Source organism: Rhizobium sp. P1_E6, from assembly GCF_056405875.1.
The window spans coordinates 42,374-58,034 of sequence record NZ_JBFUBG010000033.1 but is presented as its reverse complement, the minus strand read 5'-3'; the positions used below and the strand labels follow the sequence as shown (position 1 = coordinate 58,034).

The 15,661-nt window shown below is 62.0% G+C and carries 19 protein-coding genes and 1 pseudogene; 12 read left to right on the top strand and 8 right to left on the bottom strand.

Annotated features, from left to right (window positions below):
* Positions 1-94: 94 nt before the first annotated feature.
* Positions 95-595, bottom strand: a pseudogene (locus tag AC1D35_RS17810) (M20/M25/M40 family metallo-hydrolase); the annotation flags it as partial.
* Here AC1D35_RS17810 and AC1D35_RS17805 point away from each other — a divergent pair.
* Positions 573-1,070: a hypothetical protein gene (locus AC1D35_RS17805; RefSeq protein ID WP_477853750.1), complete on the top strand. Its 498-nt coding sequence runs from the start codon at positions 573-575 to the stop codon at positions 1,068-1,070. The pseudogene AC1D35_RS17810 and the gene AC1D35_RS17805 sit on opposite strands and share 23 nt — an antisense overlap.
* A gap of 104 nt (positions 1,071-1,174) precedes the next feature.
* Positions 1,175-1,984 (top strand): pirin family protein, encoded by an 810-nt coding sequence (locus tag AC1D35_RS17800; RefSeq protein WP_113311062.1) that lies wholly within the window; start codon positions 1,175-1,177, stop codon positions 1,982-1,984.
* 11 nt (positions 1,985-1,995) lie between these two features.
* Here AC1D35_RS17800 and AC1D35_RS17795 read toward each other — a convergent pair whose 3' ends face one another.
* Positions 1,996-2,757, bottom strand: a complete 762-nt coding sequence (locus AC1D35_RS17795; RefSeq protein WP_477853724.1) for a sulfite exporter TauE/SafE family protein — start codon at positions 2,755-2,757, stop codon at positions 1,996-1,998.
* 237 nt (positions 2,758-2,994) lie between these two features.
* Here AC1D35_RS17795 and AC1D35_RS17790 point away from each other — a divergent pair, with 237 nt between their 5' ends.
* Entirely contained in the window at positions 2,995-3,723 is a 729-nt protein-coding gene (locus tag AC1D35_RS17790; protein ID WP_113311061.1) for a carbonic anhydrase, read from the top strand.
* Between the two features lie 57 nt (positions 3,724-3,780).
* Positions 3,781-4,587 (top strand): class I SAM-dependent methyltransferase, encoded by an 807-nt coding sequence (locus tag AC1D35_RS17785; RefSeq protein WP_113311060.1) that lies wholly within the window; start codon positions 3,781-3,783, stop codon positions 4,585-4,587.
* A 51-nt stretch (positions 4,588-4,638) separates the two neighbouring features.
* Here AC1D35_RS17785 and AC1D35_RS17780 read toward each other — a convergent pair whose 3' ends face one another.
* Both AC1D35_RS17780 and AC1D35_RS17775 read right to left on the bottom strand, forming a co-directional pair.
* Positions 4,639-5,403 carry a hypothetical protein gene (locus AC1D35_RS17780; protein ID WP_113311059.1) on the bottom strand — a complete coding sequence of 255 codons (765 nt, stop codon included), beginning with the start codon at positions 5,401-5,403 and terminating at the stop codon, positions 4,639-4,641.
* 192 nt (positions 5,404-5,595) lie between these two features.
* Complete coding sequence (locus tag AC1D35_RS17775; RefSeq protein WP_477939283.1) at positions 5,596-6,939, bottom strand: NAD(P)/FAD-dependent oxidoreductase; 1,344 nt, start codon at positions 6,937-6,939, stop codon at positions 5,596-5,598.
* 278 nt (positions 6,940-7,217) lie between these two features.
* On the opposite strand from AC1D35_RS17775, the gene AC1D35_RS17770 reads away from it, so the two are divergent.
* The 5 genes from AC1D35_RS17770 (at position 7,218) to AC1D35_RS17750 (ending at position 12,621) form a co-directional block, all read left to right on the top strand.
* Positions 7,218-7,952, top strand: a complete 735-nt coding sequence (locus AC1D35_RS17770; RefSeq protein WP_113299378.1) for a glycosyltransferase family 25 protein — start codon at positions 7,218-7,220, stop codon at positions 7,950-7,952.
* A gap of 334 nt (positions 7,953-8,286) precedes the next feature.
* Positions 8,287-9,408 (top strand): glycosyltransferase, encoded by a 1,122-nt coding sequence (locus AC1D35_RS17765; RefSeq protein ID WP_477939281.1) that lies wholly within the window; start codon positions 8,287-8,289, stop codon positions 9,406-9,408.
* Positions 9,386-10,318 (top strand): glucosamine inositolphosphorylceramide transferase family protein, encoded by a 933-nt coding sequence (locus AC1D35_RS17760; RefSeq protein WP_113311057.1) that lies wholly within the window; start codon positions 9,386-9,388, stop codon positions 10,316-10,318. Before AC1D35_RS17765 ends, AC1D35_RS17760 begins: the two co-directional genes overlap by 23 nt.
* Positions 10,319-10,438: 120 nt before the next feature.
* Positions 10,439-11,203, top strand: a complete 765-nt coding sequence (locus AC1D35_RS17755; protein ID WP_113311056.1) for a sugar phosphate isomerase/epimerase family protein — start codon at positions 10,439-10,441, stop codon at positions 11,201-11,203.
* Positions 11,204-11,373: 170 nt separating this feature from the next.
* Complete coding sequence (locus AC1D35_RS17750; protein ID WP_477939278.1) at positions 11,374-12,621, top strand: glycosyltransferase; 1,248 nt, start codon at positions 11,374-11,376, stop codon at positions 12,619-12,621.
* A gap of 14 nt (positions 12,622-12,635) precedes the next feature.
* On the opposite strand, the gene AC1D35_RS17745 is transcribed toward AC1D35_RS17750, so the two are convergent.
* Complete coding sequence (locus AC1D35_RS17745) at positions 12,636-12,902, bottom strand: hypothetical protein (protein WP_113311054.1); 267 nt, start codon at positions 12,900-12,902, stop codon at positions 12,636-12,638.
* Complete coding sequence (locus tag AC1D35_RS17740; protein WP_113299376.1) at positions 12,899-13,138, bottom strand: hypothetical protein; 240 nt, start codon at positions 13,136-13,138, stop codon at positions 12,899-12,901. Before AC1D35_RS17740 ends, AC1D35_RS17745 begins: the two co-directional genes overlap by 4 nt.
* Before the next feature lie 217 nt (positions 13,139-13,355).
* On the opposite strand from AC1D35_RS17740, the gene AC1D35_RS17735 reads away from it, so the two are divergent.
* On the top strand, positions 13,356-13,757 hold the full coding sequence (locus AC1D35_RS17735) for a GFA family protein (protein ID WP_113311053.1): 402 nt from the start codon (positions 13,356-13,358) through the stop codon (positions 13,755-13,757).
* A 191-nt stretch (positions 13,758-13,948) separates the two neighbouring features.
* Here the strand turns inward: AC1D35_RS17735 and AC1D35_RS17730 are convergent, their stop codons facing one another.
* Both AC1D35_RS17730 and AC1D35_RS17725 read right to left on the bottom strand, forming a co-directional pair.
* The gene (locus AC1D35_RS17730; protein ID WP_162747189.1) at positions 13,949-14,110 is read right to left on the bottom strand and encodes a RagB/SusD family nutrient uptake outer membrane protein; all 162 of its coding nucleotides are present in this window, start codon (positions 14,108-14,110) and stop codon (positions 13,949-13,951) included.
* Positions 14,111-14,335: 225 nt separating this feature from the next.
* Positions 14,336-14,542 carry a hypothetical protein gene (locus AC1D35_RS17725; protein ID WP_113318943.1) on the bottom strand — a complete coding sequence of 69 codons (207 nt, stop codon included), beginning with the start codon at positions 14,540-14,542 and terminating at the stop codon, positions 14,336-14,338.
* Positions 14,543-15,079: 537 nt separating this feature from the next.
* Between AC1D35_RS17725 and AC1D35_RS17720 the strand changes: the two genes are divergently transcribed.
* Complete coding sequence (locus AC1D35_RS17720) at positions 15,080-15,235, top strand: hypothetical protein (protein WP_477834585.1); 156 nt, start codon at positions 15,080-15,082, stop codon at positions 15,233-15,235.
* A gap of 79 nt (positions 15,236-15,314) precedes the next feature.
* The gene (locus AC1D35_RS17715) at positions 15,315-15,491 is read left to right on the top strand and encodes a hypothetical protein (RefSeq protein WP_162747188.1); all 177 of its coding nucleotides are present in this window, start codon (positions 15,315-15,317) and stop codon (positions 15,489-15,491) included.
* Positions 15,492-15,661 lie beyond the last annotated feature (170 nt).

Here is a 15,661-nt window from a genome sequence, read left to right as displayed (position 1 = left end):
AGGTCCRCCTTTCCTCGAAGCCGAATTCCGGGTGGGCGTGGAGATGGCGGCGCCATTGCCGCATGTCGGAGACCAGTCGATCGAGATCCATCGGCTATTCCTCTAGCGTCAACTTGCTCGTCACATCGAGCAGGATGTCGGCGCCGGCGATGATATCATCATCGGCAGTGAATTCCCTGGGGTTGTGGCTGATGCCACCCCGGCTCGGCGCGAAGATCATCGCTGCAGGCGCAATGCGGGCGATCATCTGCGCATCATGGCCGGCGCCTGATGTCATGCGCCGGCAGGGAAGCGCACGCGCCTTGGCTGCCGTTTCGATTTCGGTGACAATGCGCTCGTCGAATGTGACCGGCTCGAAGCGGGCCAGCCGCTCTACCGTAACGGTCACGTCCTCTTCTGCGGAGAGCATTTCGAGGAAGCGGGCAAGGGCTGCCTCTTCCTCTCTCAGCCTCGCCTCGTCGGGATCGCGCAGATCGACGGTGAAGATCGCTTTCGAGGTAATAACCGTTCTCGATGAAATCATCGATCGCTTCGTCAGCGGATTTTCCGCCGATGCCATCGCTGCGCATGCCATGGAAAAGCTCGCCATCGGTGTACATGATCGCGCCTGCATGTTTGCCTTCGGTGATTTCGACGAGGGTGGAGAAGTCGCCGCCGAGGCCGATGACATGTGCGAAGGCGGTGAAGCCGTAGTCGTGGAAATCCATGTCCGGGGCGAGTTCCTCGAGATCGAAATACGGATGCCCGTTGCCGATGCCAAACAGCGTATTGATGTCCGAGAGAACGAAGGCATCGCTCTGCGCCTCTGCGGGCAGCGTGGCGATGGTGGTGTGGGGAATGTGATAGTCGAGGCCGTTTTCCCGCATCAGGAAATCGCGATAGCCTTCGGACAGACTGATCTCGTGGCGCGTTTCGAATGCCGCGAGCCGCGCTTCATCCGCGCCGCCATAGCGGGCTGCGACGAGAGGGGACTTCGCAAATCTGGCGAGCGCGTCAGGGCGCCGGAACGGGATTGTGTTGTCATTGCTCACGATGGGTTTCCTTGTTGCGCGTACGGCGCAGGCATTTAAGGCCGGGGCGGGACAGGTCAATGGCAGGCCGCTTGATTGACCTCTGATGGGATCGGGGCGCTAATGGGCCGGTATCGTCACTGCTTGCAGGCAAGGAGGATGCGATGCTGCTCAAGGCGGAACGAACCTTCGTCGTGCGCGACATGGGAGGGTTCGTCGTGCATATCAACATGCCCGGATGGGTAAAGCCGAAACCTGGGGATCACGGGCATGGGCCGCTGGCGATGGTGGTCGAAACCGTCCTGCATCCGGGCCGGCTGGTTGCCATGCACGAGCACCGCAACGATGAGATCATCTCCTGGGTGCCTGATGGCGTGATGCGCCATGAAGACAGGGCGCGCGGCCGGCTGGTTTGCGACAGCGGGCATCTGATGGTGATGAATGCCGGGCGCAGCTTCTGGCATTCCGAGGAGACGCTGGCCTCCGATCCGCCGTTGCGCATGCTGCAGATCCTGGTGCGACCCGATGCGGTCGATCTCGAACCCGGCATCCAGCATGGGGTGATGCCTGACAGCGCGCCCAATCGCTGGCGGCACCTTGTCGGGCCGGAAGGGGGCGATGCGCCTTTCTTCGTTCGCAACAGGATCGATTTCTTCGACATCCGGCTGGAGGCCGGCGTGCGGGTGGACTTCCCGTTTAAGCAGGGGTGCGACCTCTATTTCTATGTGTTCAGCGGCGCGGTTCGCGCCGGCGGGCAGGCATTTGGTGAAGGCGAGCAAGGGCTGCTGCTGTCCGAGGAGATATTGGCCGCAGAGGCGACGAGCGCCTGCGTGATGGTGGCCTTCCTGCTGGATCCCCGAGCGCCTGTGACGCGGCAGGGGACGATTGCCGACCACAGGAAAATCCCGCCGCCGATCGTGATCCGTCTTCTCAAACGGTGGCAAGGGTTGAAGCGGCTGTGGCGGCCGAGATGAAGGAGAGGGGCTCAGCTCCAATATTTGACAGCATAGACGACGGTCATGGCTGTCCCGGTGACGATGACGAACCAGCGGACCACGCCTGCCGGCAGCACGCGCACAAGATAACCGCCGAGATAGCCGCCTGCGAGCGCACCTGACAGCATCGTTAACGTCTCGGGCCAGTGGACGGCGCCTTCAGCGATGAAGATGACGATGGCGGCCATGCTGACCGAGGTCGCGAGCAGATTTTTCAGCGCCTTGACGCGGCGGATGTCGTTGGGATCGGCAATCGAGAGAACTGCCGTCAGGATGACGCCGAGGCCGGCGCCGAAGAAGCCGCCATAGATCGACGAGAGGCCCAGCACGGAAAGGCCGAGACCGCGCGACGGCTCGGCATCGCCGCGTCTCGCGTCCGCCCAGGCGGCGATGCGGGGCGAGAAGAGGAAGAGCAGGGTGGCGATGCCGATCAGGGCTGGAACGGGGAGAACGAAGAGCCGCTCGGGCAAGGCGAGCAGCAGGAGCGCGCCGACGGCGCCGCCGATGAGGCAGACGACAACGGAAGCACCGAGCTTCCCGTCAAGCGGCAGCACCTTGCGGCGATCGGCGAGGACGGCGAGCAGATGGCCCGGCACGATCGCCACCGCATTCGAGGCATTGGCGGTCACCGGCGGCAGGCCGGCGGCAAGCATGGCGGGGAAAGTGAGCAGCGTGGCGCCGCCGGCGAGCGCATTGATCACCCCGCCGGCTATGCCTGATACAAACAGCAACAGGATGATGCCTGGTGTCATTGGCTTGCCCCATCTCCCCGACGTGTCTTTCGATGCATCAGGTGCCGGTGGGAGGACAAGCCATCGATGGCCTCAAGGTGTTCGCGTCGCGAAATATTCCGGGAAATGGGGCGTGCGATGCGCGGGCAAAGACCGGTTCGCACCTCACCCGTTTGGGCGACTTGCGCAAGGCGGGCGCTCGCGTTGCCATGTGGGAACAGGGCTCGGGTTGGGCATTGTCGATTTTGGGAGGGGAAAATGCACGGTTTTATGCAGCATCCCGGCGTGGCTTGCGGCTGCGGTGGTTGTCCTGATGCAACAGCGGACCAGGGACGGCGCCGCTTCCTGTGCAGCGCGTTGGGAGGTGCTGCGCTGGCGGCTGCCGTCTCATCCGCCGAGCCGGCATCGGCACAGAGCACAATGGCGCCCGATGATGCGCTGAAGGCGATGATGGATGGAAACAGGCGCTTCATCGACGGGCGTCTCCAGTCTCTCAATGAAGACCTTTCCATCCTCAAGGCGAAGACGGCGGAGAAGCAGGAGCCTTTCGCGGCGGTGCTCTCCTGCGCCGATTCACGCGTGCCGGTGGAGTTCGTCTTCGATCAGAGCATCGGCCAGCTCTTCGTGGTGCGTGTCGCGGGCAATATCGCCACGCCCGAGATCATCGCCAGCCTCGAATATGGCGTTGCCGTTCTTGGCGCCCGGCTTCTGATGGTGCTCGGCCACAGCAATTGCGGTGCGGTGAAGGCGACCATCGACGGCAAGGCCGTGCCCGGCCAGATCGGTGCCCTCTATGCGCCGATCTGGCCGGCGGTGAATGCGGCTGGGAACGATCTCGACGCGGCCATCGATGCGAATGCCAGTATGCAGGCAACGCTGATCAGCCGAAGCTCGACCGTCATTGGAGGGGCCACCAGGGAAGGGAAACTCAAGGTCGTCGCGGCGCGCTATGATATCGCCAGCGGTGCGGTGTCGCTGCTTGGTTAACGGGTGCGCTTTCCTGCCGAATGGGATAGGTCTACGCCGATCAGCGCGGAGATCGTCATGTCCGGTGATACCCTTGCCCGTTCATTTGGCCGGGAAGCCTTTGGACTTAGCCCCGAAAACTATCAGTTAGCCCGGCCACCTTATCCGCCGGCGGTGTGGGATCTCCTGCGGCAGCGGGCCGGACTGCGATCCGGTGTCGCGATACTGGAAATCGGAGCGGGAACCGGGCTTGCCACCGAACATCTTCTGGATCACGAGCCGCGCCGGCTTCTGGCCGTCGAGCCGGACGGGAGGCTTGCGGAATTCCTTCGCGCCCGGCTGCATCGCTCCGAGCTGGAGGTGATCGAGCGACCCTTCGAAGAGGTGAACGAGGCGCCGCAATCCTACGATCTGGTGGTCAGCGCGACGGCATTTCATTGGCTTGATGCCGTTCCGGCGCTGCGGCGTATCCATGCGCTGCTTCGCGATGGCGGTGCTGTGGCGCTGATCTGGAACGTCTTTGGCGACAATATCAGGCCCGACCCCTTTCACGAGGCGAGCGCGCATCTCTTTGCCGGGCATCGCCCAAGCCCGTCCGGCGGAGGGACGACGCTGACGCCTCACGGGCTCGATAGCGAGGCCCGGCTCAAGGATTTTGAGGAGGCCTCGTTTCAGTGCGAGCCGCCTGTCATGTTCGAGTGGACGCTGACGCTCGATCCGCCTGCGGTGCGGCGACTTTACGCGACCTATTCGAATGTCGTGGCATTGGAAGCGGAGAAGCGCGATGAGCTGCTGAATGCGTTGGAAGAACTGGCAAGGGCCGATTTTGGCGGTGTCGTCACCAGGAATATGACGACGTCGGTTTTCATCGCGAGGCGGAGGTAGGGCTGAAGCGTCCTCGACTGCAAGGCCGAGGGAAGACAGGCAGGCGCGCTGCTACTCGGTGCCGAGCCTGCCGAATTGGCCGGGCTTGCGCTTGACCGCCACGCGAGGCGGCGTCGCGACGCGGTAGGCGGGAGGGCCGAAACCGCCGCTCGGGATGAATGCAAGAATGAGGAGCGCACCGTAAAAGAACACGGCAATGCCCTGGATCGCGACCGCCGGAAGCGGGATGGCGATGAACTTCGGGAGAAATACCGGCGCGAGAAATGCCCACAGCAGGTATTGTGGCCAACCGATGTCGCGCAGGCGGCTCGACACAATGTAAAGAAGTCCGATGATAGTGACCGCAGTCATCGCGATTGCCGCGAGGATGTAGAGCATTTCGAACGTGGATCGCCGTGCAACGAGGCTTGCCGTTTCCTTGTCGGTCGAGCCGCCGCCCATCATCATCTGCGTGGCGCCTACCACCGTGGTTGCGCGCAGCTTCGCCATCTCCTCTGACGTCGGCCTCCGGCCGGAGGCCGCCATCTTCTTGATCATTTCCTCCTGCCCTTTGAACATCAACGGCATGGGCCTGCCGTTGATGGCTTGGCCATTGGTGTTCTGGCCTGTGACGGTCCTGGCATTGACGGCTTGGCTGGCAGCTGGCGACGAGCCGGCCTTGGCGGGACGTGGAGCCATCAACTGGCGGGCTGCCTCATCCTGCTGGGAGATCATAAAGTGCTCTATCGGATCTTTGGCGAAATCGAAGCCGAACATCATGATGAGCAGGATGGCATAAGCAATTCGCCCCAAGCGGGATTGGCCGAAAATCGTCATTACGCTGAAGCCTTGCAAACGCGAAGATGCGAGGGAATATACCCGTGAGGGTTGAAGAACGATCTAAGGCCGTGATTAAAATCTTATGTACGTCCGTCTTCAACCCATTGCGCTGACTAGCGGGTATGGAAACTCCCGGACAATTCTGGCGCACCGCCGCAGTCCATGATGGCGCGCAGGCTTCGCGTCGGCTCAGATCGCCGGCCCCGGCCGGATGCGGCTGCCGTCGCTGAAGCGCGAGAGCCGGAAGCGGTGGAGATCGTGGCCGGGAGCGTTGCCCTGTATCAGGTCGGAGACCACGCGGCCGATGCCTGGGCCGATGCCGAAGCCGTGGCCGCTCATGCCTGTGGCGACTAAGAGGCCGGTAATGGCCTGCACGCGGTCGACGATCGGCACGATGTCGGGCATGGCGTCGATCATGCCGGCCCAGGTCGTCTTCAGGCGCACGGTTTCGAATTGCGGGAAGAGGCGCTGGAAATTGCGGCTGATCGCATCGAGGCTGGATTGTTCGGGAGCGGGGTTGAGGACGCGCATCCGCTCGAAGGGGCTCTCGGCATCCGCTGTCCAGTTGCGCGGGGTCGACCAGCTGTCCGGGAAGCCTTCGGGGGCTGCGGGCGAATAGCGGGTGCCGAAGGGGTGGGCCATGAGCGCCGGCATATATTTCGTGGCGTGGCGGAATGCGTCCGGGCCGAGATAGAGGCGGTGGCTTGCCGGCGCCAGCGTGTAGCCGCCGTCCTGCCTGCGGCGGAAGGCGACATCGGCTCCGGCTGCGGCACCGGCGTGAATTTCAGCCAGAGGTTCGGTTGCGGCGACGGTGGCGCGGACAGCAAGCTGCGGAATGGAGACGCCGTGGTTTCTGAGGAAAAGCGACGACCAGGCTCCGCCGGCGACGAGTACTGTCGAGGTCTCGATGCGGCCGGCCTCGGTCCATACACCGCTCACTTTGCCGGCCGATATATCGAGGGTTCGCGCCGCGCAGTTTTCGATGATCGTCACGCCGAGCCTTGCGGTGAGCCGGGCAAGCGCGGGGACGGCGAGCCACGGTTCGGCGCGCAGGTCCGAGGGTGTCGTCATCGATCCCGCAAATTTGCGGGACATGCCTTTGAAGAGGGAGGCCGTCTGGCCGCTGTCGAGCAGGCGGGTGTCGAGGTCGTAGGTGTTCGCGAGCTTCATGAAGGTTCCGAAGCCGGCCATCTGCTTGTCGGAGTTGGCGAGATAGGTAACGCCGGTCTCGGTAAGGCCGATATCCTCGCCGCATTCTGCCGCGAGCTCCTTCCACAGGCGGCAGGCCTCGATGACGATGGGCAGCTCGTCGCCATCGCGGCCCTGCTTGCGGATCCAGCCCCAGTTGCGCGAGGATTGCTCTGCGGCGATGCGTCCCTTCTCGATGAGCGTCACGGAGATGTTGCGCTTGGCCAGAAACAGCGCCGTCGTCACACCGATGACGCCGCCGCCGATAATGACGACGTCGGAGGTTTTCGGAAGCGGGCCATGATGCTGGATGGGATCGTTTAAGGAGAAGGGGAAGGCGAGCAAGCTGGGCGTCCTGAAGGGCTGATCGACAGGTGAGATTGCTAGRGACTCTCGGCCGGCAATTCAAGCCGATGTCATCGACGTGCGCGCTTTGCTGACCCCATGATGCGGGTTGCCTCCTGGCCGAATAAGCGAAATTCGTCGCTGACGTTGCCGCAATGCCGGAACGGCAGGTTGCACAACTGGCGGGGGAAGTGCTAGGCGAGCATTTTTGATGGAAAGCGTAATCCCGATGCAGGACGCCCCGTGGCGGCCTCGAGCAGCAGAACCTTGGTTGGACGATGAGCATCAATATTTATGTGATCAATCTGGACCGGTCCACGGATCGGTGGAATGCTCTCTCCGATCAGGCCAGATCCTTGCAGTTCGACCTTGTTCGCATTGCCGGCGTCGATGGGCGAGAGGTTGCCGCGGATCAGCGCGTGGCCTGTGATGAGCGCGCCTTCCAGCGCAACAATGGCCGGACCATGCTGCCGGGCGAATATGGCTGCTACCGAAGCCACCTGAAGGTGCTCTCGGCCTTTCTGGAAACGGGTGAAGCCGCCTGCATCATCGTCGAGGACGATGTCATTTTGTCTGCCGATCTCGTTGCGCGCGCCGAGGCCGCGCTCGCGGCGATTCCCGGCGCCGATGTGATTAAGCTCTTGAATCACCGCACCGTCGGCTTCAGGCCTGTCGCCACCTCGGCGGCGGGCGATGAGATCGGCCGGGCGACGCATGGTCCTCAAGGGTCGGCCGCCTGCTATGCGGTGACGCGGATGGGCGCCCTGAAGCTCCTCAAGCAGATCGCCGTCATGCGGTTTCCCTGGGATATCGAATTGGAGCGGGGCTGGGCATCCCGAGCGCGGATCTATACGACCCGTCGGAATGTGGCCGATGTGAAAGAGGGCGGCTCGAATATCGGCACACGATCCGTCTACAGGGAAACCAAATTTCCCTGGTGGAGGCGGTTGCCGACCTATGCGATCCGCATCGCCGAGACGGTCCGCAGAATCAACTACGCATTGAAAAAATAAAGTGCCGGACCGAAGGTCGGGTGTGAGGCGGCGGCTTTGGTATTGTCCGCACAGTTTGTCTCAAGACTTTTTTTGGCACTTTAGCAGGCTGTTTCATCGCTGTTTCAGTCATGCATAATACTGCCGCAATTTTTTCAGAGCTACTTCAGCAAGTTACCCCAAAAATGGTTGTTCTGTGGCGTAAAAGCTTACGATTCTGTATGCTTAGCCAGTCTTGTCGGTAATGCTTCCGCAATGTAGATCATCGCCAGAAGCTATCGAGCAGTGTTCGGCAAACATCTCAACTCGATCGGCCATCGGTCTGAGGTGTATCTTGAGCGCTCGAAATGATTTCGTGGGTGAGTTGCACCCGCGTACCTATACGGCTGCCGATCCGGTAGCATCTCCCAAGTTGAAAATTCTGCATGTCTTGTTCTCCTCCAGAGTTGCGGGATCGGAACGATACTGCGTTGACCTCGCCAATGGGCAGGCTGCTCTTGGGCACGAGGTGCACGTTGCCGGGCGATACGGCTCGCCGATGGCGGGGTTGCTTTCCGAGAAGGTTATTTTCCACGGATTTTCGATGCCGTTCCTGCGCGGTCTCAGGATCAGGTGGCTGGCTGGGCGAACAGGGATCGAGATCGCCCATGGGCATCTCAGCCATGGCTGCAAGGCGCTTGCCGCAGCGCCCGACAGCGTCGCCCGGATCGCGACCCTGCATGTCGGCTACAAAGCCAAACAGCATGCCCGTCTCGACGGGGTGATCTGCGTCAATGCCGCCCAGTCGACGCGGCTTGGCAAATATGACGGCCAGTCGGCGCTGATTTCCAACTGGCTGCCCGACGTCAAGTCCGCCGAGAGCATCGACCTGCGTGCGCAGTTGAATTTGCCGCGCGAAACACGGCTTGTCGGCAGCGTCGGACGCCTGCATCTCAGCAAGGGATATGACGTGCTGGTGTCGGCCTTCCGGAAGGCGGCACCCGCCAATGCCGCTCTTGTCATCGTCGGCGAGGGGCCGCATCGCGCCGCACTGGAAAAGCTTGCCAAGGGCGACAGCCGTATCCATCTGCTCGGCCATTGCAACAATGTTCCGGGGTTCCTGCGCAATCTCGATCTCTTCGTCTCGCCGTCCCGCGAAGAATCGGCGGGGCTTGCCATTCTCGAAGCCATGCATGAGGGGTTGCCGATCATCGCGACAGCCGCCGAAGGGCCGTCGGAATATCTGCGCGAGCATCCGGTGACGCTGGTCGCACCCGGCTCGATCGAGCAGCTTTCCGAGGCGCTCGGCGATGTGATGCGGGAAGAATCCGTTGTCCGCCTGTCGCGCGTAGGCTACGACTTGGCTCCCTTCTCTCGTTCGGCAGGTATCGCCAATGTTCTCGATTTCTATTCCCGGGTTGCCCGCGGAGCGGCAGTCCAGACTGCACCCGACATCGATCAGCCGCGGTTGATCTATGCGTCTGAAGCCCAAGAGTGATTTCTGGCAGGTCGGCATCGTCCCGGCACCTGCCGAGGCGCTGCTCGATGCCGAGACTTTGGCGGATTGTTCTGATCGTATCACATGGCTGCCCGATCCCGGCCCCTGGCGATATCTCGCAGACCCTTTTGCCGTGAAGCGCGGCGACAGCCTGCACGTCTTCGTGGAGGCCTATGACTACCACACCAAGCATGGCTTCATCGAGCGCCATGAACTGGTGGGGCCGAACCTGCAATGGCGCGGCAAGGCGGTGGCGCTCACCAGGCCTTTTCATCTCTCCTATCCCTTCCTGATCGAGCAGGATGGCGAGGTGCTGATGATGCCGGAAAGCCATAAGGCGGGGGAGGTCGCACTGTACCGTGCCCGCTCGTTTCCCGATGGCTGGGTGCGGGAAACGGTGCTGCTGGCCGGTGTGCCGGCTGCCGAGGCCTGTCTCATCGAGCATCAGGGCAAGTGGTGGATGTTCTACACGCTTGTCGGGGCCGGCGCGCGAGACCAGCGCGAGCTGCATATCGCTTTTGCCGATCGGCTGACCGGCCCGTGGAAAACCCATCCGCAAAATCCGGTTCTGGTGGATCGCTCCGGCGCCCGGCCGGGCGGCACGCCCTTTATCGGTGCTGACGGCCAGATCATCCTGCCGGTTCAGGATTGCAGTGTCAGCTATGGCGGCGGCCTGCGCTTCCTGCGCTTCAGCCTGCTCAGCGAAACGCATGTGACCTGCACGCACCTGCCGGCGCAGTTGACGGGCGATCTCGCCACTGCCGATTACCCCGATGGCCTCCACACATTTTCCGCCTGCGGAGACCTGACGCTGATCGATGTGAAGCGTATCGACAGATCCGTCGGCCGCCATATCGTCAATCTCAAACGCAAGCTGCTGCCGAAGCCAGCCTTGTCCGCAGTGGGGTGATATCGGCCGCTTTTGCCCTCGCAATCTGCGCCGACACAGGCGAAACTGTCCTCGGATTCGATACGGAGGAACGGTCGGGATGCCTTGCCGGCGAGGGCGACAATGGTCTGGAGAGCGGCGATGACGAAACCGATGCTTTCGCTGCAGCTCTTTTCGATGCGCGGCCTTGGAGATCTCGGCACGCAGCTCGAAAAGGCGGCTTCTGCCGGTTATGGCGCGGTCGAGCCGCTCGAGGGGCATCTGCGCGATGTCGATAGCCTGCAGGCCGGGCTTGTCAGGAACGGGCTGGTGGCACCATCGGCCCATGTCGGGCTGGAGGCGCTGCGCAGCGAGCGGCGGCGGTTTGTCGAGGCCTGCCAGCAGTGCGGCATCGGGCAGCTCTTCGTGCCGCATCCGGCGCCATTGGTGGCGAAGGAAACGAAAGCCGCATGGCAGCGGATCGGCCATGAGCTCGGCGCGCTCTCGGAACAGATGAAGGCCGATGGCATCGCGCTCGGCTATCACAACAAGACGGCGGGCTTCGAGCGCACCATCGGCGGGCGCTACGGCTTCGAGCTGATGTTTGAGGCAGCCAGAGGTAGCCCGCTTACCTGGCAGGCGGATATTGCGTGGCTCGCGCGCGCCCAGCCCAATGCCATCGAATGGATCAGGCGTTATGCCGGCGTGCTGGTCTCGGTGCATGTGAAGGATCAGGCGCCCGATGACATGGATCCGGACGAGGACGGCTGGGCAAATGTCGGCTCCGGCGTGCTGCTCTGGCCATCTCTCTGGCGGGCGGCGATGGCGAGCGGCGCCCGGCTTTTCGTCGTCGAGCACGACAATCCGCGACTGCCCTTCGAATTTGCGGCGCGCAGCTATGCCTATCTCAGCCGGTTCCTGACGTAGGATCGCAGGGCTGCCTTTGCCGTTTATCGCGCGAAATGAGGGGGAAGAAGCCGGCAGGGTGCGATCACACTCCCTGCTATGCCTTTAGATATGGCGCAGGGGGGACTTGCGGCAAGACCCAGGTCGAGGCGTAGAACGCGTATCCTGATCAACAGCATCGGGAGAAGAGCATGCGTGTATTGCTTTCCACATACGGGTCGCGGGGCGATGTGCAGCCGCTGGCGGCGCTGGCAGTGGCTTTGAGGACAACAGGCGCAGACGCGATCGTGTGTGCGCCGCCGGATGCGGAATTTGCAGCCTTGCTGGAGCGCTTCGGCGTGCCGCTGGCGCCGGCCAATGCGCCGGTGCGACAGTGGGTCAGCGAGGTGATGAAGAGGAGCGCGGCGGGCAACACGCGGGAGCGTTCCGCCGAAGGCATTTCCGAACGGGCGGCCGCGATCATGGCAGCACAGGTCGAAGCCCTCTCGGCGGCGGCGGAAGGCTGCGATCTGATTGTCGCTGCAGGCCTGTTTCCTTCGATGGCGGCGGCGCGGCTGGTGGCTGACCGGGCTGGCATCCGCTATTTCGGCGCCGCCTTCTGCCCGATTTTCCTGCCATCGGAGCATCATAAGCCGCATGCTTTTCCGGGCCGGCCGCATCCGCCTGGGGTGACGGATGTCAGGGCGCTCTGGGATTACGATATCGAAACCAAGAATGTGATGTTCGGTGGGGCCTTCAATCGTCTGCGCGCCTCGATGGGCCTTTATCCGGTTAAGAATGTCCGCGATCCCGTCCTGAGCAGACGGCCCTTGCTTGCCGCCGACCCGGTGCTCGGGCCTTTGCTCAAGACGGATCTGGTCGATGCGGTGCAGACGGGCGCGTGGATGCTTGATGACGACCGGCCGCTGCCATCGGCACTGGAAGCCTTTCTCGATGCCGGCGAGCCACCCGTCTATGTCGGTTTCGGCAGCATGCCGATGCATGCGTTAAGGGATGCCGCCAGCCTGATCGTTGCTGCTATCCGTCAGCAGGGGCGGCGGGCGGTGCTGTCGCAAGGCTGGGCCGGCCTGGTGTCCGATGATGGCGGAAGCGATTGTTTCGTCGTCGACGAGGCCAATCATCAGGCGCTCTTTCCGCGGGTTGCGGCCATCGTCCATCATGGCGGGGCAGGCACGACGGCAGCGGCGGCCCGAGCCGGCGTGCCGCAGGTCGTCGTGGCGCAGATAGCCGATCAGCCCTACTGGGCATCCCGCGTTGCAGCGCTCGGCATCGGCGTGGCGCATGAGGGGGCAACGCCGACGCTTCAGAGTTTTTCCAGTGCACTTTCAGCAGCGCTGCAGCCGGAAATGCGCCAGCGCGCCTCGGCCCTTGCCCCTGAGATTCGCACCGACGGGGCAATGGTGGCGGCGCGGCTGTTGCTTGCGGAGGCCGGCACGTAGAGCGGGGATCGCAGTCAATCGCGCGGCAGCCTGCCGAGCAGCAGCTGGTTTCCCGAGCGATTGCCGCAGCCGTTGCATTTCAGGCGAGGACCGATCCTGGCAAGGGTTATATCCTTGCCGGAACGGTAGGCGAGCTCGCGCCGGTCGATCATCGTTTCGTGCTGGCAGGCCGGGCATCGCGCGTGGATGACATACCATTGCGGCAGGGTGGAGAGCGTCTCCCTGTCGATCTCGACCACCTCGTGGCCGGCGACGAGATCGACGCTGCGGCGGTGTTTCATCTGCGTTCAAAAAGAGGGCGGTCGAAAGATGGCCGCCAGCCGCGCACCATGCCCCTGCTTATCGCGCCCTCGGCCAGAGCAAGCTGGCTGCGCAGGTGGCGGCAGTCCTGCAGAAGCGTGGCGATGGCCGCCTTGGCATCCTCGTCGTGCCAGGAGAGAACGGCCTCGACCTCCCAGCTCAGGTCTTCGTTTTCAGTCACATCACTATCAGTTTTGGGAGCCAATTGCGGACGCATCTTCTCATTCTCCTTGCAGAGCATTTCAGTTTCATATTGTCGGGATGGCGGCCGAGACGCCAAGGATGTTCTTATTATGTTCTCATTTCGGTGGGAGTCAAGGGCGGCGATCGAGCCCTGAGCGCGGGGAGGAGCATCGGCTCGGGCGCCGTTTGCGGATATCACGGGATTGGGGCAGGATACGCTATCTGAACAAGCAGGATGGAACGGTGCGCTGATGCTGATCGGCTCATGTCATTGCGGCAAGGCGGGCTGGACGCTGGAAGGCGATCCGGGCTCGATCACCGCATGCAACTGCACGCTCTGCCGGCGTTATGGGGCGCTCTGGGCCTATGATTACGAGGGCGGGCGTATCTCCATGAAGGGCGAGACCGGCTCCTATACGCGGACCGGCCCGGAGACGTCGTCGCTGGAAATATTGTTCTGCCCGACCTGCGCCTGTGTTTTGAGCTGGCGTGGCCTGAGGCTCAACAAGGATGGGCGCCGGCGCATGGCGGTCAACTTGCGGCTCGCGCCGCCGGACCGCGTTTCCGACCTGCCGATCGATCATTTCGACGGGCTGGAGACGTTCGAGGACCTTCCTTCCAAGGGGCGGTGCGTGCGCGACCTCTGGTTCTGACGGGATAGTCCGCAAATGCGGGAAGCCACGACTTACCATGACGAAGGTCACAACCAGTCGCACTTACGAAAGCCTGTCGCAATCTTTCAGATTGATCGCAGATCTGCCGCACAGTTGAGCGACATGCTTGAGCGCCGCAGCCGTTTTCCCCATCTCAGGAAGGGCGGGGTGATCTCGTTGTCGTTCGTCGCTTATGTCAGCGTGATGAGCCCGGCACCCAGGACAACCGTGATCAGCGCAACCCAGGGCCAACCCATCGGCCGCCGTTGCTGCGGCCGCTTGCCCTGAAAGCCAAACTCGCGACGATCTTCCACGAATCTGGAAAAGACATCGTCGTCTTCTACATGTGCCATCAAACCCTCCCGACCGATGTGGCGAGCCGAAGCGTTGCGTGATGTGCAAGCCCGCGCCACAAGGTCACCGGAATGCTACCTCGTGAACCGGCGATGGCAATTCATTCAATAGTTGTAACCCGATGACCCTATCATCATCCGATGGGCAAACGGCCGCTGCCGGCCGACAGGTTCGGTCGGCGGCGGATACACGTCCGCCTGCATTCTTGACAGTCCCTGGCACCATTACTGAGGAAGAACGACGGTGACCTCGGTGTCGATCCTGGTTGATGTAACCGTTATGAGCCCGGCGCCCAAAACAACCGCGACAACCGCAAGAAACTGCCAGTTTATCGACCGCCGTCGCTGCGGCGGCCGGTCGCCCCGAAAGCCGAGCTCGCGGCGCTCCTCCACGAATCTGGAAAAGACTTCATCTTCATCCCAACGTGTCATCATACCCCTCCCGAGCCGCGACCACCTTAGAGCATTCTAATATGCATACTAAAAGAGATATGACGCCAGGGCTTTAGTCCGGAGTGGTTAACGATCAGATCTTTACGGCTATTTCTCCCTCATCCGATAGGAGAAGCCGCCGCGGCCAGCCAAAGCCTGTCGGCCGGACATGACAGAAAAGATGGGCGCCGGCACAGGGCGGCCGATTTGCGGCAGGCGCCGCCGGATCCGGTTTTCGACCCGCCATTTCGACGGGCTGGATACGATGACGATCCTTCTTCCAAGTGCCGGTGCATGCGCGATCGCTGGTTCTGACGGGAAGGTGACGTCGCCAGAGGTAGGCAGAAGTATAATTCTTTTTATACCTCATGATTTCACCCATTCGGGTTATTATGTCACTTTTTATGTTGTGATAGCTTCAGTAATAACACGGTTAATTTTGCGATAAAGCTAAGATCCCGAGATTAAGTTCTGGGTGTGCATAAAGATTAGTTTTGGATCTTTGGCGCCGTTAAACGCTAGTCCCGAAGGGAAGTCATGAGGATTTACTTCTATTTCATCGCTTTTCAACTCAGTGTGCTGATGTGGGGTGGCGCCTACTATAGTGTTCGGGAAATCTATCAGAGCCTGAATGCTTCCCAGTCGCTTGATATTTCCTTCGTTTCACATGAGGGTCGCGGCGACCCGAACTAACGCACGATCACGATAACCCCATCCCAGGTGCGGCGACCTGGATCGCCCCCCAACGTAGAAACCCGAAAACACCACCACCGTGAAATCGCTGCATTCCCTCCTGATCGTCTATCTTGGCCCGCCGCTGTTTGCAGCCGCGGCTCTTCTGCTCATCGTGTCGTGGTTCAGTGATGCGCAGTCCGACCCAAGAACGAATGCAGCGACCGGCGTGCGAAAGGGCGGCAGGATCGGCAGCCAGAGCGAGACGTTTCGGTGATTGCGTAACCCGCCATCATCAGCGGGAGATATAAGAAGGGCCACCAAGTGGGGCCTGGCGACCCTTCTCCTGCTGGTAGGTGCAGCATCCAGCGAGGGCAAAATACAAGCGGTGGATGTTTCCGATAGTGACCGCGGTCACAATGCGACAATTTATTCTCGCGGAAGCTG